The sequence below is a fragment of the Candidatus Parcubacteria bacterium genome (genome assembly GCA_023131895.1).
GTDB lineage: Bacteria > Patescibacteriota > Minisyncoccia > Minisyncoccales > JAGMDC01 > JAGLYZ01.
This window is the reverse complement of record JAGLYZ010000001.1, coordinates 103911-121412: the sequence shown is the minus strand read 5'-3', so window position 1 is coordinate 121412 and position 17502 is coordinate 103911. Positions and strand designations below refer to the sequence as shown.

General features: G+C 32.2%; 22 protein-coding genes. 2 read left to right on the top strand and 20 right to left on the bottom strand.

The annotated features are described in order from the left end of the window. Positions 1-68: 68 nt before the first annotated feature. The 3 genes from KAT95_00560 to KAT95_00550 are packed head-to-tail and all read right to left on the bottom strand — an operon-like array spanning position 69 to position 2720. Entirely contained in the window at positions 69-752 is a 684-nt protein-coding gene (locus KAT95_00560; GenBank protein ID MCK4520349.1) for an MBL fold metallo-hydrolase, read from the bottom strand. Next, positions 749-1507, bottom strand: coding sequence for an exodeoxyribonuclease III (gene xth / locus KAT95_00555; GenBank protein ID MCK4520348.1), 759 nt, complete (start codon positions 1505-1507; stop codon positions 749-751). Before xth ends, KAT95_00560 begins: the two co-directional genes overlap by 4 nt. A gap of 4 nt (positions 1508-1511) precedes the next feature. Further along, a complete protein-coding gene (locus tag KAT95_00550) occupies positions 1512-2720 on the bottom strand; it encodes an MFS transporter (protein ID MCK4520347.1) in 1209 nt (402 codons plus the stop codon). Between the two features lie 122 nt (positions 2721-2842). Here KAT95_00550 and KAT95_00545 point away from each other — a divergent pair, with 122 nt between their 5' ends. Then, positions 2843-3982 carry a CBS domain-containing protein gene (locus KAT95_00545; protein MCK4520346.1) on the top strand — a complete coding sequence of 380 codons (1140 nt, stop codon included), beginning with the start codon at positions 2843-2845 and terminating at the stop codon, positions 3980-3982. 11 nt (positions 3983-3993) lie between these two features. Here KAT95_00545 and KAT95_00540 read toward each other — a convergent pair whose 3' ends face one another. The 3 genes from KAT95_00540 to KAT95_00530 form a co-directional block, all read right to left on the bottom strand. Further along, entirely contained in the window at positions 3994-4464 is a 471-nt protein-coding gene (locus KAT95_00540; GenBank protein ID MCK4520345.1) for a peptidylprolyl isomerase, read from the bottom strand. A gap of 152 nt (positions 4465-4616) precedes the next feature. After that, positions 4617-5153: a mechanosensitive ion channel gene (locus KAT95_00535; protein ID MCK4520344.1), complete on the bottom strand. Its 537-nt coding sequence runs from the start codon at positions 5151-5153 to the stop codon at positions 4617-4619. 467 nt (positions 5154-5620) lie between these two features. Then, a complete protein-coding gene (locus tag KAT95_00530) occupies positions 5621-6001 on the bottom strand; it encodes a metallopeptidase family protein (GenBank protein ID MCK4520343.1) in 381 nt (126 codons plus the stop codon). Positions 6002-6140: 139 nt separating this feature from the next. Here KAT95_00530 and KAT95_00525 point away from each other — a divergent pair, with 139 nt between their 5' ends. Beyond that, entirely contained in the window at positions 6141-6410 is a 270-nt protein-coding gene (locus tag KAT95_00525) for a hypothetical protein (protein ID MCK4520342.1), read from the top strand. A gap of 107 nt (positions 6411-6517) precedes the next feature. Here the strand turns inward: KAT95_00525 and KAT95_00520 are convergent, their stop codons facing one another. The 14 genes from KAT95_00520 to KAT95_00455 form a co-directional block, all read right to left on the bottom strand. Further along, positions 6518-6916, bottom strand: coding sequence for a secondary thiamine-phosphate synthase enzyme YjbQ (locus tag KAT95_00520; protein ID MCK4520341.1), 399 nt, complete (start codon positions 6914-6916; stop codon positions 6518-6520). 212 nt (positions 6917-7128) lie between these two features. Beyond that, the gene (locus tag KAT95_00515; protein MCK4520340.1) at positions 7129-8229 is read right to left on the bottom strand and encodes a peptidoglycan-binding protein; all 1101 of its coding nucleotides are present in this window, start codon (positions 8227-8229) and stop codon (positions 7129-7131) included. A 217-nt stretch (positions 8230-8446) separates the two neighbouring features. Beyond that, positions 8447-8770: a hypothetical protein gene (locus KAT95_00510; GenBank protein ID MCK4520339.1), complete on the bottom strand. Its 324-nt coding sequence runs from the start codon at positions 8768-8770 to the stop codon at positions 8447-8449. A gap of 299 nt (positions 8771-9069) precedes the next feature. Continuing rightward, entirely contained in the window at positions 9070-9324 is a 255-nt protein-coding gene (locus KAT95_00505) for a hypothetical protein (GenBank protein ID MCK4520338.1), read from the bottom strand. 305 nt (positions 9325-9629) lie between these two features. Further along, positions 9630-9917, bottom strand: coding sequence for a hypothetical protein (locus tag KAT95_00500; protein MCK4520337.1), 288 nt, complete (start codon positions 9915-9917; stop codon positions 9630-9632). A gap of 86 nt (positions 9918-10003) precedes the next feature. Further along, positions 10004-10198, bottom strand: coding sequence for a hypothetical protein (locus KAT95_00495; GenBank protein MCK4520336.1), 195 nt, complete (start codon positions 10196-10198; stop codon positions 10004-10006). Between the two features lie 198 nt (positions 10199-10396). Continuing rightward, on the bottom strand, positions 10397-10903 hold the full coding sequence (locus tag KAT95_00490) for a hypothetical protein (protein ID MCK4520335.1): 507 nt from the start codon (positions 10901-10903) through the stop codon (positions 10397-10399). Positions 10904-11448: 545 nt separating this feature from the next. After that, a complete protein-coding gene (locus KAT95_00485; GenBank protein ID MCK4520334.1) occupies positions 11449-12135 on the bottom strand; it encodes an ABC transporter ATP-binding protein in 687 nt (228 codons plus the stop codon). 8 nt (positions 12136-12143) lie between these two features. Continuing rightward, positions 12144-13298 carry an ABC transporter permease gene (locus KAT95_00480; GenBank protein ID MCK4520333.1) on the bottom strand — a complete coding sequence of 385 codons (1155 nt, stop codon included), beginning with the start codon at positions 13296-13298 and terminating at the stop codon, positions 12144-12146. Positions 13299-13398: 100 nt separating this feature from the next. Next, entirely contained in the window at positions 13399-14436 is a 1038-nt protein-coding gene (locus KAT95_00475; GenBank protein MCK4520332.1) for a carotenoid biosynthesis protein, read from the bottom strand. Continuing rightward, positions 14427-15134, bottom strand: a complete 708-nt coding sequence (locus KAT95_00470) for a phosphatase PAP2 family protein (protein ID MCK4520331.1) — start codon at positions 15132-15134, stop codon at positions 14427-14429. Before KAT95_00470 ends, KAT95_00475 begins: the two co-directional genes overlap by 10 nt. Next, on the bottom strand, positions 15101-15934 hold the full coding sequence (locus KAT95_00465; GenBank protein ID MCK4520330.1) for a UbiA prenyltransferase family protein: 834 nt from the start codon (positions 15932-15934) through the stop codon (positions 15101-15103). The genes KAT95_00470 and KAT95_00465 overlap by 34 nt, the downstream gene beginning before the upstream one ends. A gap of 2 nt (positions 15935-15936) precedes the next feature. After that, positions 15937-16716: a glycosyltransferase gene (locus tag KAT95_00460; protein MCK4520329.1), complete on the bottom strand. Its 780-nt coding sequence runs from the start codon at positions 16714-16716 to the stop codon at positions 15937-15939. Between the two features lie 134 nt (positions 16717-16850). After that, on the bottom strand, positions 16851-17450 hold the full coding sequence (locus KAT95_00455; GenBank protein MCK4520328.1) for a TetR/AcrR family transcriptional regulator: 600 nt from the start codon (positions 17448-17450) through the stop codon (positions 16851-16853). Between the last annotated feature and the right edge of the window lie 52 nt (positions 17451-17502).

Below are 17502 nucleotides of genomic sequence, written 5' to 3'. Positions count from 1 at the left end.
AAAAGCCCAAGGAGCAAGACGCTTCGGGCAAAGAATGTTTAGAAGTTCAACCTCTAAACATTCTGTATTTATTGTATATTAATTATTTTCCCTACTCCGTTTTCTATAAAGTTATTTTTATATTCTTGTTTGAACAATTCCCGGCATCTATCCCCAGAACAATGACAGGGTGCTGTTTTTTGAACTTCTAGCCTCTTAAAATCATCTATAATTTCCTTTAGTTCAGAATCACTGGTTCCTGACAAATGAAAACCGCCTAAAACCAAATAAACCTCTCTTTTAAGCATGTCTTTGACTTTTTTAATAATATTAATAATTCCAGGATGAGCGCAGCCAGTAATAATCACTAATCCTTTTTCAGTGTTTAATATTAAAGATTGTTCTTTAACCCAATCCTCTAACCAGCCCGTGGAATATACATTTTTAAATATTTTTGTTGGTTCTGAAAATAAATCAGGAGTATATACTTTTAAACCTTTGTTGAATTCCAATAAATCCTGCAATCCGCCGGTATGGTCTCCATGCATATGAGATATAAAAACAAAATCAATGCTCTTGGGATCAATCTTTAGCTTTTCCATATTACTGAATAAAGTATGACTGTCAGCGCCAGTGTCAAAAAGAATATTAAATCCGCTTTCGCCAAGGCTTTGGCGGACAAGGCAGCTAAAACCCCAGCCTGTTTTGAATTCCGGCTCAACTTGGTAATTATCATAAACAGTAATAAGAGAAATTTCTTTCATGGTTTTCATCGTAAAATTTCTATTCCTATAGGGCAATGGTCTGAACCTTTAACATTTTTAAGGATAAATGCTTTCTTTAATTTGGAAGTTAATGCCTTGCTAGTGAAAATATAATCTATTCTCCAGCCAAGATTCCTCTGCCTGGCATTTCTATAATATGGCCACCAAGTATAATTTCCCGGCTTTTTATTAAATTTTCTAAAAGTGTCTATAAAGCCGAGTTCAGTAATTTTATCAATTCTTTTTCTTTCTTCTAAGGTGAACATTGTATTATTTTTATTGTCCTTCGGTCTGGCTAAATCAATCTCTTGATGAGCAACATTAAAATCTCCAACAAGTATTACTTTCTTTTTATTAATTTTTTTAAAATATTTCAAAAGCTCATCATAGCTCTTCAGCTTATAAACCATATTTTCTTTTTGCCTTCCGCCGTGAGGCAAATAAAGATTGACTAAAATAAAATCAGGATATTCAAGTTTTAATATTCTCCCTTCTTGGTCAAATCGTTTTATACCTGACTTGGTTTCTATTTTTAAAGGTTTTCTTTTAGTATAGACAGCTAACCCAGCATATCCTTTTTTTAAAGCTGAATTAAAGTATGAATAATAGCCATCTGGCTTTAGTAAATTTGGTTCTAACTGCTCTGGCCATGCTTTGGTTTCCTGAAGACAAACAATATCAGCTTTGGAATTTCTAAGCCATTTCAAAAAACCTTTTTTGCAAGCTGCTCTTATTCCATTAACATTCCAAGAAATAATTTTCATATTTTTACTCTCTTCTTATTAAAAACCAGACAAGAATAGTACAAATTAAAAGAAAAATTCCAAACCATTGGAAAATAACTGCGAAAGAAAAGAAATTCAGCAAAAAACCGCCTAGCAAAGAACCAACAGCCACTCCTAAAGGAATAAAGAGCGTATCAATGGCTCCAATTTCTTCAGGAAATTTTTTAAACTTTCTTGCGAAATAACCGCTTCTGCCGGAATTTATCATTAAATAACTCATTCTTTCAACAATTTTAACAATAAAAAGCGAGTTAAAGGTTAAAAATTTAAAACCAATTCCTAAAACAATCGTTACTAATGATTTTATAATGCTTCCCTGAAGCACATTGGTTCTGCTTTTTTGAGCGCCGATAATTTTAATCAATTTCCAGGAAATAACCACGAATACTATTGATACTAGAGAAATAAAGAGTAAAATTTTATTTTGAGACCAGAAAAGTTGATTTTTTAAATATAGAACGAAAAATGCCCTGTAAAAACCAGTTAGAATAATTGTTAGAAAAACCAGTCCTAAAAGAAGCGCTACTTCCTTTTCTTTAATTTTTTTAAATATTGACGAATAATCATTTTTAATTTTTTCAATGTTTTCCGGCTGAACTCTACTTAAATTTTTTATTTTCTTAAGTGATTTGGAAGAATAAAAAATATTAAAAAAGTGAATAGCAAAGCTAAAAATAAAAACACCAACAAAGCCAAACTGCCAGATTAAAAAAGCTCCTATTGCCGGCGCCAATACCTCTGCGTAAATAGGCATTGAATAAAACCAAGCAAAAGATTCATTGGCTTTTTTAGTTAAAGAAACAAATAAGCTTTTGGAGCTTACAAAAAATAAAGAAGCAGAAATGCCTAAAAGAACCTGAAAGAGATAAAAGAAAAATAAATTAACATTTAAAATCATTCCCAAAGAATAAAGAAAATAGCCAAAAATACCAATAATCATCAAAACTTTTTCATTAAATCGAGAGCAAAGAAAACCGCTTATTGGCGAGAAAAAAGCCAATGGAAGATATATAAAAAGATATGTATAACCAACCTGCGCAAATGATAATCCTTTCCAAACTAAAAAAAGCGGAAAATAAAGAGAAAAAAGCTTATAACCAAACATAAGCAGAAAATGAGAAAAAGAAAGCTTTTTCGCTACTGGCTCAATACCTGCAAACTGATTTTTAATTTTTCCAACTAATGAGAACATTCAGCTATTATAACAAACTTTAGTCTGATATACCAAACTTCTGATTTGCTATAACAAAAAAATGTCTTTGCTAAAAGACAAAAACACATTTTAAAAAATTGTTTTTATGGTATAATAAATATATGGACAACACTATGCTTTCTTTTGTTACTCCCTTGAGAAATATTGCTCAATGTTCTCCAGAAACAACGCTTGGTTCGGCTTTATCTATAATACAAAGCAGTCATGAGCCTGTTTTTGTTTTTGATTATAATAATAAATTTCTTGGATTAGTTTCGCCATACTATACTCTATTTAAAAAAAGATATCCTTACACAACTAAGGTTAAATCTCTTATTATTGTTCCGCCTCGTATAAACAACTCAACCCCTTTTTATGAAATCGCTGATTTTATGGCTGCTACCAGGATTTACACCCTTCCTGTATCAGATGATAAGAATGAAATTAATGGAATTGTAAGCGCTAAAAATATGATAAATAAATTATCAAAAAAACCAGATATTTTCAGCCAAATAGCTGAAAAAATAAAAATAGAAAAAGCTACAACAGCTAAAATAAATTCAAATGTCCGAGATATTTATAAACTGCTTCGTGAAAAAGCGACTACCCGTGTTGTCTTAGTCAATGATAAAAACAAATTAGATGGCATTATAGCAAGAAAAGATATTGAAAGCGCGTTTATGAAACCGACTGAAAAGCAAAGAGCATCTACAAGAAAAGGAAAACCTATAAATTATTCTTTTGACCAAGAAATAGCAAACAGGTTTGATGTCCCTGTAATAAAATTCTATACAAGAAATGTTCTTTCAATTAAAAAACACTTAGGCATTGAAAAATCATTGGAAAGAATGATTGAGGCGGAAAAAAACAGCATTGTTATTGTAGATAAAAATAACTTCCCTTATGGAATAATTTCCATCCGTACTATTTTAAAAGCTATGGCAGGATTCAGGCCGAAAAGAGAAATTCCTATTATCTTTAGAAAACCCTTGAAAACGACAACTGATTATGAAATGGAAAAAATATACAGCTTAATTGAACAATTCGGGCAAAAGATAAATAAAATATCTTCTGTCAAGCAAATAAAAATAAATTTTAAAAAAAATAAGAATCCTGTTGGAAGCACAATTCTTTTTCATATAACGCTTTTGGTAGAGTTTTTTTCCGGAAAGATTTTGATTGCCGAAGTAAAGGAAAGAAAAGTAATAATTGGCATTGGAGAAGCTATGAAAAGAATTAAAAAACAGCTAAGGAGAAGATAAAAATTAGAAATTTAATTATCTGCAATCTTAATGCTCTCAATCGTCACATCATCAATTGGACGATCTCGGCCATCTGTAGCAATATTTTCAATTTTTTCAACAATATCAATCCCCTCTATAACTTTACCAAAAACAGTATGTTTGGCATCAAGAAAATTATTATTATCAGTATTTATGAAAAACTGGCTGCCATTGGTATTTGATCCGGCATTAGCCATAGAAATCGTTCCAATAATATTATGATTATTTGAATGAATCTCATCTGTAAAAACATATCCTGGCCCGCCTGTCCCCCATCTGTCTTTAAGAGAATTATCCTTGCTCAAAGGATCACCGCTTTGAATCATAAACCCTTTGATTACGCGATGAAATTTTACACCGTCATAAAAACCATCTCTGGAAAGCTTAGTAAAATTCTCAACTGTTTTCGGCGCATCAAGCAAGAAAAGCTCTAATTTAATCTCACCAAGATTAGTTTGCATTATTGCAATCATATTTGTCTCAGGTTGGGTTGTGATATTATCTTCTTCAGGCGCAGCTTCTTCCTTTCCCGCATCTGGAGCAAATAAAAAATAACCTCCTGAAATTAAAATTATTAATATTAATAAAGTATAGAGTTTGTTCATGTATTTTACTATTTTTTACTTTGAGAAAAATTCACTACATCCTTAATTAAACCGTTTGATATGTGAAATGTCTTGCCTTCATCATCTTGCAAAACAGTAGCGCGCATTGTGATTTTTTTAACTCGTCCCTCAAAACTTCCTATTTTTACTTTATCTCCAATGCCATATTGGTTTTCAATTAAAATAAACAGGCCTGAAACAAAATCTTTAACTAATGACTGCGCGCCGAAGCCAACTGCCAATCCAATAATTCCAACTCCTGCTAAAATCGGAGTAATATCCACGCCAAAAAGCTTTAGAACCATTAAAAGAACTACAATATAGATAACAACATTACCAGTGGTAATAATTATACCTCCCAATGTTTCAGCTCTTTTCTCTGAATCTGATTTATCTTCATAATTTTCATCTTCAACCAATTTAATCATCTTTCTAACTATTTTTTTCAGCACAACCCTAGCTCCAAAAAATAAAACTAAAATCCAAAAAACACTTATACTATAAGTTTTAATAATATCAATAATAAATAATTGAATCTGTTCCATGGTTTTTTAATTATACACTATCTTTAAATAAAAAAAAGGTTTTAGCAATAAAAAAAATGCCCATAATGGGCTTTTTTATTTCATCAACCTACCATTCCGTTTATGCCATATATCACACCTAATATAACTGCCATCCATACTATCAATCCTACGATTTCCCGAATTATTGCTTCCTGTTTTATACTCATCTTATATCACCTCTTTAGTTTTTAATTTACTGAGCGCTAAAACAATTCAACTCTCAATAAACTAATCTCTTTCATCTGATTTCTCCCAAATTTTTAAGGTATATTCACCTTATCTCAACCTAAACAAAAGTCAAGGTTTCCCTAATATAAAAATTCCTGGTCAACTTCTTATTTTTCATCGTAAAAAACAAAATCTAGGCCTATTTTTATATTCTACCAAAAAACTTGCCTTCTTGGCGATGAGGCCTGTTGATGTCAAACATCAACAGGTTCTTTGAATTATCTCTTTTTCCACTTGGCCTCTAATTTGCGGATTTGGCTTTCATTAAAGCCGAAGTGGTGGGCAATTTCGTGCCAAACAACGATTTTAACTAATTCCTTTATTTCATCCTGCGAAGAAGCCATTTGTTCAATTGAGTCCTGGAAAATAGTAATTTTATCTGGCAGTATCATGCCAAAACCCCTGCCCCAAGCTATTTTAGGAACTCCTTGATAAAGCCCTAAAAGCGCTCCTCCTATTTTTATCCCAGTTTTTTCCAATTCATATTGAGAAGGTTTTTTCTTGGTTACAATAGCCACATTATCCATTTTCTTTTGGATATGTTTAGGTAATCTCACAATGGCTTTTTTAACTAATTTTTCAAAATCTTTCTCTAACATCGATAATAGAGTTTATACTCTATGCTTTTAATTTAACTTATTTTTAACTTTCTTTCAATCTTTTGGTTTTAAAAACTTGACATTTTTTAAAAAAACTTTATTATGAAATTACTGAACATTTAAAAAGGAGATAAAAAAAATGGTTGGAGAAACTGTAGGGCAGGCATTAGGTCTGAAGAGAAAAGAAGAAGAAAAACTCAAAGATTTAGTAGAAAAAATCGCCCTTATGAAAGGAGACAAAATTTCGGAGTATATAAAAAAACTATCTAAAGAAGGAGGGTTCGACTTGAAATCGCTTTTAGCCGGTTATTATCTAGCTAGACAGCAAATTGGATGTGGACTCAATATAAATGTAATAGCTCTGGTCCCAAATACCACAAAAGACAAGGATCTTTCTTTTTACGCTTAAAGATAGCCACAAAATTAAAAACGAAATCAAAAAAGGAGATTTATTAAAATTCTCCTGCTTTTTTTTATCCGCCAATAGTAAATATCCAATGCAGCGAATTTCATATTTCAACCTTCTATTATTTTTACTATTATTTTTCTTGTTCTTGGACCGTCAAATTCGACTAAGAAAATTTGCTGCCAAGTCCCTCTTATAGTTCTACCATCTTTAATCGGCAAAATCTTCCCTTGACCAGCCAAGCCGGAAAGGATATGAGAATCAGCATTATTATCAATTCTGTTGTGTTGAAAATCAATCCCGGATATTAGCTTTTTGAAGATTTCAAGCCAGTCCCTTTTTAATCCTTCTTCGTTCTCGGTCAAAATAATGCTGGCCGTAGAATGAGGGACAAAAATAAAAACCAAGCCGTTTTTAACGCCGCCTTCTTTAACTATTTCTTCCACTTTTTCAGTAATATCAATCAACTGATACCTATTTTCTGTTGAAACATTAAATTCTTTAAACATAATAAAAAGTTAAGCCAATTTCCCTAAAAAAATAGAGTTGACCCCATTTTCCCTAACATTGATAATAGAGTTTATGCTTTATACGTTTAATTTAACTCATTTTTTGGTTTTTTTCAATGAAAAACAAAAGCACGAGGCAGCGAAATTGCTGCCTCGTGCAAGAAGTCATAACTGTAAGGTCTGAATGATGATTATCTGATTGAGAGATAATATTACTCAATGTCTACACAAGCAGTTCCGTTAAAACATTTATCAGTTTCGCAATTGCAAACTTTCACTTCATGACTATTTTCTGAAGAGCAACCGCAAGCACCGATAGCACAGGTATTTGGGAAATCACTGGCTGATTTACAACACATTGATGTTGATACTTCTCCTCCAGAATCTATACATCCCTGCTCTTCTGTAGTTAATGTAGTAAATGTCTTTTGCTCGCTAATGTCATTATTACCTGCTCTATCAGTAGAATTTACTATAAAGTAGTAGATAGTATCAGAGATGAGATTAGATAATGCGACATAGTGGCTTAACACAAAACGAGTAGAAATTGCGTTCATGGTTCCAGTTACAACAACAAGTGGAGTTGTAGTGCTATACCAGACCCTGCTGTCTGCTTTCTCGTCAGTGGTCCAGGTAATTCCGGCTGATATAGCGTCAATGTTACTTGCTGTAACATTTGAAATAGCAGGCGGCATAGTGTCTTTTCCGAATGTTCCTCCATCCAATTTTTTAGCAATACCAGGAGGAAGTTCCTGTCCGGGTAATGCTTGAGGAGTAAAGCCGAGTTTTTTTCTAATTCCCGGAGCAATTAAAAGACCGGGTGGCACTTTGCCGGATTTACCTGCTCCTACAAGAAGTAACTCATTAATCCTAGCTGATGTTTTTGGTCCGACTAATCCAACTTGTTCAATACCTGCTATTTTCTGAAATCTTTTTACTGCATTTTTTGTCAATGGGCCAAAATATCCTGTAACCAGTCCTTCAGGATAAACATCTATGTCTGTTGCTAATACTTCTTGCAGCAACGTAACGTCTTCACCGCTCATACCCTCACGCAAATGTCTGATTAATTTTAAGGTTCCTTTAATCTCTTTGGTTGTCTCCCTTGCTTCTAGCCTTGCTTGTTCCAACGATTCTATCTTTATGATTAATGCTTCTATCTGGGTTTTTAAATTTTCAATCTGCTCTTGTAATGTCTGGATAAGTTCCTGAGCAGAAGAATCGTTTGTTGTTTTAGCTGAAAGAGAAACAGGCGCGCATAAAACAGTAAATAAAATACCTGCGCTTAAAAGAATAGCAATAATTTTTTTCATTTTATCTTTTATTTTAATTTTATAAAATGTATTCTTTTCTTAATTCGACCTTTTTAAGGATAGACTTCGTCTTTTATTATAGTATAAACTTGAAGGAAATAAAATTCAACCCCCGGAGTATTATTCTAATAATACCAAAAATACAAAAAAGCCGCCGTTTTGGCAATGGGTCCTGTTGATGTCAGACATCAACAGGTCTTTTGATTAAAGTTTACAATCATTTTTCATATCTTTTCTTAATCTCTTCAATTTTTTCTCCCAATGCCTTTTCAATATCAATATCCATTGCTTTTGCTAAAAGAAATGCAGTAATAACAACATCTGCAAACTCTTTAGATAGATTTTCTTCTTCTCTATTATTGAGTTTATCTTGTCTTTGAAGAGAATTATAAGAGAGAACCTCATCGCAAAGTTCGCCTAATTCTTCTGTTAATTTAACAGTTCTAGCAAGAATTCTTTTTTCTTTATCTGAATAGCCATAATATTTAATCAATCTTTTGTCTTCATCTTCTATAAATTTTAGTAAATTCTTGAATTCCATAAAATGATAAAAATAATAAGTAATCTTTAAGTAATTTTATTGTGCTTCAGATTTCTATGCTGCCATAATCGGTTTAGAACCCGTGTTTTAAGGGTAAATTCGACTATTTTGGGAGTGTTTCACCGATCTGCCTCGCCGGCAAGGCGGGTGCGTCTCAGTCGATGCGTTTTAAGCTAAAATGAGACAGTGCTAATGAGTATATTTTTTTTCGTTTCTATCCATTTACATATTTTTTGTATAACGGCATTTTGAAAAATCAAAGTTGACACTATTTTCCTGACTATTTCCCTCCACTGATACTATTTTTCTATTAAAGATTTTCTTAAAGTCGCTTTTTTAACACGGGAAATTTCTAAAGGAATTCCCTCACCGATACCTCCCTTCTCATCTAAATAGGTCATCATAAGGTAATCGCCCTCAATTTCTTCCGGCGCTTGCTCTTTTTCTCTTTGTCCCCCGCCTTCAAGTTTAACCTCCTCAATTTTGGGTTGTCCTATTTTGGATTCCTCTTTTTTAGGTTGTTCGTAGATATTTGGTTCTGGTTCTTTTCCCATAAGTTTTTAAAAATAAGATTGTTTTATGTTATCGATATTTTCACTATATCGAAAATTTACCGAGGTGGCAATTTTTTTACGCGGTTCGGTCACACGAACCGCGCTCAAGATGGCTGGCAAGCTCGGTCTTGAACCAAGACTTTAAGGGAAAATTTAGCCGTTTTTAGGAGTGTCTCACAATGCCTCTCGGTCTCCCCTATTTTTCACTTTTCAGTTCAAAAAGGCTCCTGACCCTGTTTTCCTGACCTCTATTTTAGTATAATTTTGTCAAATTTAAATAGTTTTAAACCTGACCTTAAACATTTTTAAAATTGGTCAATCTTGTTTTGTATTTTTCTTGCTTCTTGTTCCACAACCTGTCCGTCATATTCTCCGCTATGCGCGCTTTCTCTGCCATAACTTGGTTTCTTTTGATCAAGATGCAGATTGAGAATATATTTATCATCTGTTTCGCTTGTATAAATATGGAACCGTGGATAACCGCTTGGAGCCAAATGCCTTATATAGCTGTCATGAAAAGACATATACCCGCAATCTCTCATAAAGCTATATAAATTTTCATTAAATTTATTTTTCTCTATGTAAATTTTCATTATTTCAATTCTACCAAAAAACCGTTGAGAGTAAAAGATACTTTAATAAAAAATAGAGCATAGTTAGATTTTGTCTATGCTCTTTTCTATTTTTGTCTCTCGTTTTCTATCTTCTTTCTTTTGACTTTTGTGTGCAAGAGTTGTTTTATATCCTCTTTTATTATTACAAGAGGAATTATAAAAAACATACAAACTCTTGCCCATGGTCGTTGCATCTCTTTTCCTATCTCTTCTATACCAAGAAGTTCTCTTAATTCCTCTACATCATACACAGGAAACATTTTTTACCTCCTAAAATTTTTCTTTCTTCTTAATTACTCCCCCATATTTTTTTACAAAAAAGCTATCTCCTTTCTTATCTACTGGTTAACTTATTAGCCAGTAGGCAATTATCAGTTTATATGTTTCAAAAATCGTGTCAAGGCCAAATTATGGATAACTTTAATTAAAAAAATAAGCTTAGAATTTTATTCTAAATTCTAAGCATTTCTTTGTCTTTTATACTCTTCAATGGTGTCGTTTATGCTTTTTATTGCTTTATCTGTGTTCCCAAACCCTGCACTTATAACGTAAGTCATTGCATCCGCTTTGGTTATATCAAGCTTTTTTACTTTTTTCTTAGGCACCATCGGGCCAATTCCTGTAGTTACATTTGGACTAGTAGGATCAAACACCGGAACATTCTGTAAATCGGGATTGTCTAAATACTCTCCATTAACAAATCCTACAAGATAGACACCTCCTATTTCAGCAATACAGGGTATGCCTTTTTTTATATTCTCAGAGATGTGCTTGAAAGAAAACAGAATTTTTAGCCAATCTATCAGCATTGACTCTCTTTCATCTATTTTTATCTTTAGGTAGTGATATAGAAGGTTTATAACCGTTCCCGCAGCAATTAAAACCAGAAATACTACGGTTGTTTTTATCAATAAACCTTGATTCTGCCAGCCAGGAATAAATCTTAAAAAAAGATTAATCCCCATTAATAACAGGCCTATAATCCAACCTACCAGTCCTATTGCAATAACACTACTATCCCGATCTTCAATCCACCAAAAACAAATTTTCCTATTTCTTTTCTCATCTTCTCACCTCTTTTTTATATATTATGTACTGTATTTCCAATACTAATTTTAAAAACAAAAAAGTCAAGTCCGAAAACAAAAAACCGCCTCTTTGGTGAGACGGTTTGTTGATGTCAAACATCAACAGGTTTTTTAATTTTTTTACGCGGTTCGGTCACCTGAATTAGTATATGATGGCTGACCATCGTGAAGGATGTTAGAACGATTATTCAAAGCCAAACCGAGTATATTTACATCCCAGATTTAAGCCCATAAGCTTAAAATCATTATATCAGATTTTGCTCTACCCTGCTACTCACCATTTCTCAAAATCCTCCTCATTTGACATCTTCGTTGAGCGACATTTCGGGTACACTCATTCTGCTATCCGCTATTTTTTAAGCAAAAAAATTATCCAGTAGAAAACTTTTCTATTTTAACTGTATAGTGACAAATTTAATTTCTTAGACGACTTTCTCTTCCTTTTCAATCAACCCATCTTTAATCCAAATAACTCTGTCAACATATTTTTGATCATCTGGTTCGTGTGTCACCATAACAATTGTTTGCCTTAATTCTTTATTCAATTTTTGGAAAAGTTCTAAAATTTGTCTTGAAGAATTAGTGTCTAAATTCGCCATTGGCTCATCAGCAAACAAAATCTTTGGGTTGTTAATTAAGGCTCTGGCAATCGCCACTCTTTGCTGTTCACCACCAGATAATTCATGGGGGCGATGATCTACTCGTTCTTTTAAGCCAACCTTGTCAAGCATATCAATTGCTCTTTCTCTATAGCTCTGTTGTGAGCCATTTAAAGCAAATGCTGGCAATAAAACATTTTCCAACGCTGTCAATTCAAAAATCAGTGCGTATTCTTGAAAAATATAACCCAAACGTTGAAGTCTAAATAAAGTCTTTTGATGATTACTTAACTTCAAAACTTCAGTATTATCAATTAACAATGTTCCTTCTGTGGGAATATCTAAAAGTCCCAGCTGGTGAAGTAATGTTGATTTTCCACCGCCACTCTTACCCATGATTGCCACAAATTCACCTTCTTTAACATCAAAAGTGACACCTTTCAAAGCATGTGTTGGAACCTTGCCGTGATAAATCTTTTTTAAATTTTTTACTTCAACGTAAATACTCATATTTTTATTTATGCTCCCCAAATAGCTTTTAAGATATTTTCTCTGGCCGCACGCCATGCTGGAATAAGTCCAGCCACAAAAGCTGCGCCCAAAAGACCAAAAACGCCTTGAAGAACTTGAAATTCTTTAATAGTTAAAGTGATATCACCGATAGGAAATGCTAATGGGTGATTTATAAAATACGGTTCAACAGCATAAAACATTATAATAAAGCCAAACACAATACCAAAAATTGCATAAAATAATGCCTGTAAAATATAAGAAATAATAATGATATTTTCTTTAATGCCGATTGCTTTTAAAATTCCGATTTGGCGTCTTTTATTTATCGCATTGACATAGATTAAGATAAAAATTGTAACAGCGGCCACGGCTAAACCGATAAGGCTGATCATTGCCGCTATTAAATCAAAACTTTTTGTAAGATCGCCGACTATGCTAGTATATTCTGTCCATTTCCTAACTTTTAAATTAGGCGCCATTTCTCTAATTTTCTCAATATACCAATCTTCATTGCCGGTCTCATCAATCTTAACCAAGATTTGTGAAACTCTATCATCACTGGTTTGCAGGATTGACTTTGCTTCTTTTGCGGTGATATAAGCTATCTGATCAATAAGAGTAAATCGCACTTTGGAAATACCTTGAACAGTATATTTTCTTGTTATTCCATTGCCAAAGTTAAGTCTTACTTTTTCACCAACCCCTACACCCCCAAGACTTCTAAATTCTTCAAGCGCTCCGTAACCGCCAGCAATATCAGAACCTAAGACAATATCGCCAATTCCTCGTCCTTCTAAATAACGACCCATAATAATGTGATTTGAGATTCCAGTTACCAGTGGTTCTTCTTTTGGATCAATGCCGATGACTTCCCATGTGCCGTATTTAAAATCACCATCTTTATCTTTATCATAGGCAAAAGTAGCGGTCATTTTATAGTGCGCAATAGTTGCAACCACACCTGGCAGACTTTCAATGCTTTGCCGCAGTTCTTTTGCGTGTAAAATATAGTCTTTTCTTTTTGGCTCCTCTTGGGGATCAACAATAATATTAGCTACCGAGTTATCAATAAGTTGATTATTAATAGTATCTGTAATGCCATTTAAAATAGAGGCCACAAATACCAAATTAACAAAAGCCAATGATAGAATGAAAATCATTAAAACAATGGTGCCCTTATGACCATTTACAATTGATTTGTATCCCAAAAATAATGCAACTTTAAAATCTTTTATTATATACAATTTTCTAATTCTTAAATTATTTTAGCTTAGATTCAATAATAGTTTCTATTTGCTTTTTAGTCTTAATAATTTGAGGCGAGATTTTTCTAAAAAAATAGATATGTTTTTCTTTTTGTAAAAATAATGGCGCAAAGTGCAAGGCCAAATGAACTAAAAACATAAAAATTGCTATAAAAAGCAAAAATGGCAAGGTTTGATAAATATTAGTTATCACCAAACTAATCATAAATAATAAATGCATGGCTGTTAAAATACTGAAGGATAGAACATCAAAGTGCCATTGAATAATATTTTTGGATTTCAACACTTTATAAGCCATAATATTAACCATCTCTATAATAATGATAATTAAAATAACCATTTTCCAAAACTGCACTTGGGGATGATAAATAATGGCAATATCGTGTTTAAAGCACAGATTAAAAAGGTGAGACCAATCACCTAAATAATTAATCTGGAAAGGAGCAATGGCTAATATCAAAAAAAGATTTAATCCAAGATAAAAAAGACCGTAAGTAATTAAAGGACTAAAGCATTGGAGTATTTTAGTTAAAAATCTTTTAGGATTGAGTGTGCGGATAAAACGAATAATAAAAGAAAAACTAAAAACAACAACGATCCAGCCAAATAAATTCTCAAAAGGGACACCATACCATTCCTGATCAAGAGGAATTTGCCAATGCCAAAAATGTAGCCGAATAGCCACTGCATCCATAGACAAATCCAAAACTAAAGCAGTAAAGGCATCAAAAATAGGTTTAATTGTCCAAGAAACCCTATATTGGTCTGACAAAAGCATGGCACTGTAAATAATCACTGCCCAGCCAAGACCAACTGCTATAGGCACATCAAAAATTCTCAATAAAAATTGATCACTGTAATAGTAAGCGTGAAAAAAATAAATATTAATTATCTCTAAAAGTAAACCAAAAGCAAAAGCAGCTAATAGTTCAAAAATAGTTCCTCTATTTCTTTGATAAATAGCCCTTAAAAAAATAAGCAGAAAGGCTGCTACGCATAAAATTTCAAAAATAAGATAAAAATTTATGTCCATCTTTTTTTGAGTTTATCATTATTTTGAATTTTTAAACTTAACCAGATAGCAAAAAAAGCTAAAAGAAATCCAGCTATTATATCAACGAAATAATGAAACCTAAGATAGATTGTGGCAAACCAAAGACTTGGTATCAAAGGTAAATAAAAAATAAATAACTTGCGGGAATATTTATAGCTAAAAAATAAAATAATTGCGCTGAGGGCAACATGCAAGCTGGGAAATTCACCTCTATTATAGAGAAACAAATCTAATAATTTCTGAGTGGCTTTAGTAATGTATCCGCCTTGTAATTCAATTGAATAAAAATCCTTAAAAATAATATATGGACCAACTGCAGGAACTGCTAAATAAAAGGCAAAACTAATCATTATGGCTATAATTAAAGCTCTTCTTAAAGAGTAAAACGCCTGATATTTTCTTTGGAAATAAAATAGCCCTAAGATAATGGGAAATAAAAAAATATAAAATCCATAACTGAAATTCATATATTCGGTTAAAAAAGGTGAAATAAATCTTTCTAAAAGAAAGCTTGGCTGTTCCCCAAAAAATAAAAACCGATCAATAGAAGCTAAAAGCCAATCGTAATCGGGTCTTTTAAAAAATTCAACCAGCCTGGCAAAATTTATGTATATTCCAGTTAATAAAATAACTGGCAGACATTCTAAAACAAATTTGGGGATTCTCTTAAAAAACATATTTTAATTATATTTTTAATTTCTTTAATATAGCGAAGAGGAAAGCAAAATGCTAAAAACATAAGTATAGAATAATGAAGCCACCACTCAATAGTAAAAAATTGGCATATAAACTCAAAACACAATAAAGAGGCTACGATAAATAAAATTAAGCAGATACAACTCATCTTTAGACCGATTTTTATGGCAAAAGTTTTTGTGTTTCCTAAATCCTGCTCATAATCAACTGCCTGATGAGCTAAAAGACCTGTGCTGCTTAATATTGTAAACAAAATTCCAACTAAGATTATAGGAAAATTAAGACCTCCTCCAGCTAAAGTCGCTCCAGCTAAAAAAGGAAAAAATCCAAACATAAGTCCAGAAATAATTATATCTAAACCAGGTTTTTCTTTAAGCCGAATATGTTTCGCAGAATAAAGAGTAGAGGCAAAAATGCTTAATAATACAAGAATAAATCCGATAAAACTCATCCGAATAGCTAAAATAAGAGGAATGAACAATAAAATTCCTAAAAGCATCAGAGTGCCTTTTCTAGATATAATGCCTTGAGCCAACGGATTTGTATTTGCTTTAATTTTCTCTTTATGTTTTTTGTCAATTTCTATATCAAAATAATTATTTATAACAAAACTATAAGCAGTGGCGCAAAAATAAATTATAGCGATAAGAAAAAAACTTTGCAAAGAAGTGTGGACTAAAACCGCTCCAATAAGCGGAATCCAAAAGGTTGATTTTATCCAATCTTTAATTCTCAACATTTGGAAATACCCTTTTGATTGCCTAAATACTGTCTTATCCATAATTAATCCTTAAACCATTTATCGCTAACTTGATTAAAAAACTTTGTATAACAGTTAACAATTGGTTTTAGCGCTCTCTCAGGATAATCTCCGAAGCGATAATATTTAAATAGGACATCGGATTTAATTCCTCCAAATAAAAAGACATATATTGTTCCTATTACTCGTTGAAAAGCGACATTAATCCTTCCGTCTCTTTCAAATCTTCTCATAGACACAAAAATTTTACCATTAGAAAGAAATCTGAATTTACCTTCTTTGCTTGCTCTGCTGATATAATCCCAATCTTCGGCTATTTTTATTTTCTCATCAAAACCATTTATTATTTGATGTATCTTTTTTTTAATCAAAATGCAATAACCTGGAGCTTGAGGTTCAATATGCTGACTCATTGCGTAATACAGATTGCCAAAACCATAAAGTATATTATCAATTCCTTTATCACTCAAAGGCGAAACAAAGCAGGAAGCAATATCAAGTTGACTTGTTTTAAATTCTCTTAAAATCTCTTTTAAAAAGTTGGGTGGTAAAATAACATCGGCGTCTAAAAATAAAAGCAGGTCTCCATCAGCAGCCTCAGCTCCTCTATTTCGACCAACAGAAGGCAAACCTCCTTGCACTAATAGACATCCCTGCTCTTTTGCTATCTGTTTGGTTTTGTCTCTGGAATTTGCATTAGCAACAATAATCTCATAATCTTGAAAGGTCTGTTTTTTAATTGAACCTAAAAGAAAAGGAAGATACTCCTCTTCATTTAAGGTAGGTATAATAATGCTTAACATTTTACTTAAATAGACCAAAACTGGACAGCCAGTAATATACTAAAGCTACTCCCATTGCTGTCCATACAATGAATGCAAGAGGATGAAGGTTTGTAATAGTTAATAATTCCATAACTTAATAAAATCCTATATTGTTATTCATCGACATTTTGAAATAACACTGCGATAATTTGATTTGACACTTTTTCTGAATCAATTTTTTTATCTAAAAATGAGTATTCTAAAAGTAATCCATCCATCATTCCAGTAAGCAGAGAAGTCAATAATTTGCTATCAACTTTTTGTATTAATTTTTTGTTTGCAATCATTTCTTTAATTACTGGTTGAATTAAGTTAATAGTTTGTTCTCTTAATTGAATAATGTGTTTTCCTATCTGGGGATCAGCTGGCGATATTTTCAACATTAAAGATTTAATAAGATTTTTCTCTTTAAAACCAAAATCTAAATAATTCTTAATAAGCTTATGCAACTTTTTGTTAATTGTCCTCTCGTTAAACGCTTCTCCAAGCGACAAACTTAAATTGCCAAAAACTTCATCAAGCACTTTCATGTAAACTTCTGTCTTGCCTGTGAAATGATAATAAAGCGCGGCTTTAGTAATATTAAGTTTTTTAGCGATATCACTCATGGAAACGCCTAAATAGCTATATTCTGAAAAAAGTCTACCAGCGACTTCAATAATGTGTTTTTTGGTGCCTTGAATAATATCTTCTTGTTGTTTTTCAATAGCCATAATTTTATAGTCAGTTTAAGATTTACTTACCGAGTGGTAAGTTATTTTAGTA

Coding starts and splice junctions, on each gene's coding strand:
- KAT95_00560 (MCK4520349.1), bottom strand. CDS start 752: ATGAAAACCATGAAAGAAATTTCTCTTATTACTGTTTATGATAATTAC.
- xth (MCK4520348.1), bottom strand. CDS start 1,507: ATGAAAATTATTTCTTGGAATGTTAATGGAATAAGAGCAGCTTGCAAA.
- KAT95_00550 (MCK4520347.1), bottom strand. CDS start 2,720: ATGTTCTCATTAGTTGGAAAAATTAAAAATCAGTTTGCAGGTATTGAG.
- KAT95_00545 (MCK4520346.1), top strand. CDS start 2,843: ATGGACAACACTATGCTTTCTTTTGTTACTCCCTTGAGAAATATTGCT.
- KAT95_00540 (MCK4520345.1), bottom strand. CDS start 4,464: ATGCAAACTAATCTTGGTGAGATTAAATTAGAGCTTTTCTTGCTTGAT.
- KAT95_00535 (MCK4520344.1), bottom strand. CDS start 5,153: ATGGAACAGATTCAATTATTTATTATTGATATTATTAAAACTTATAGT.
- KAT95_00530 (MCK4520343.1), bottom strand. CDS start 6,001: ATGTTAGAGAAAGATTTTGAAAAATTAGTTAAAAAAGCCATTGTGAGA.
- KAT95_00525 (MCK4520342.1), top strand. CDS start 6,141: ATGGTTGGAGAAACTGTAGGGCAGGCATTAGGTCTGAAGAGAAAAGAA.
- KAT95_00520 (MCK4520341.1), bottom strand. CDS start 6,916: ATGTTTAAAGAATTTAATGTTTCAACAGAAAATAGGTATCAGTTGATT.
- KAT95_00515 (MCK4520340.1), bottom strand. CDS start 8,229: ATGAAAAAAATTATTGCTATTCTTTTAAGCGCAGGTATTTTATTTACT.
- KAT95_00510 (MCK4520339.1), bottom strand. CDS start 8,770: ATGGAATTCAAGAATTTACTAAAATTTATAGAAGATGAAGACAAAAGA.
- KAT95_00505 (MCK4520338.1), bottom strand. CDS start 9,324: ATGGGAAAAGAACCAGAACCAAATATCTACGAACAACCTAAAAAAGAG.
- KAT95_00500 (MCK4520337.1), bottom strand. CDS start 9,917: ATGAAAATTTACATAGAGAAAAATAAATTTAATGAAAATTTATATAGC.
- KAT95_00495 (MCK4520336.1), bottom strand. CDS start 10,198: ATGTTTCCTGTGTATGATGTAGAGGAATTAAGAGAACTTCTTGGTATA.
- KAT95_00490 (MCK4520335.1), bottom strand. CDS start 10,903: ATGGGGATTAATCTTTTTTTAAGATTTATTCCTGGCTGGCAGAATCAA.
- KAT95_00485 (MCK4520334.1), bottom strand. CDS start 12,135: ATGAGTATTTACGTTGAAGTAAAAAATTTAAAAAAGATTTATCACGGC.
- KAT95_00480 (MCK4520333.1), bottom strand. CDS start 13,298: ATGATTTTCATTCTATCATTGGCTTTTGTTAATTTGGTATTTGTGGCC.
- KAT95_00475 (MCK4520332.1), bottom strand. CDS start 14,436: ATGGACATAAATTTTTATCTTATTTTTGAAATTTTATGCGTAGCAGCC.
- KAT95_00470 (MCK4520331.1), bottom strand. CDS start 15,134: ATGTTTTTTAAGAGAATCCCCAAATTTGTTTTAGAATGTCTGCCAGTT.
- KAT95_00465 (MCK4520330.1), bottom strand. CDS start 15,934: ATGGATAAGACAGTATTTAGGCAATCAAAAGGGTATTTCCAAATGTTG.
- KAT95_00460 (MCK4520329.1), bottom strand. CDS start 16,716: ATGTTAAGCATTATTATACCTACCTTAAATGAAGAGGAGTATCTTCCT.
- KAT95_00455 (MCK4520328.1), bottom strand. CDS start 17,450: ATGGCTATTGAAAAACAACAAGAAGATATTATTCAAGGCACCAAAAAA.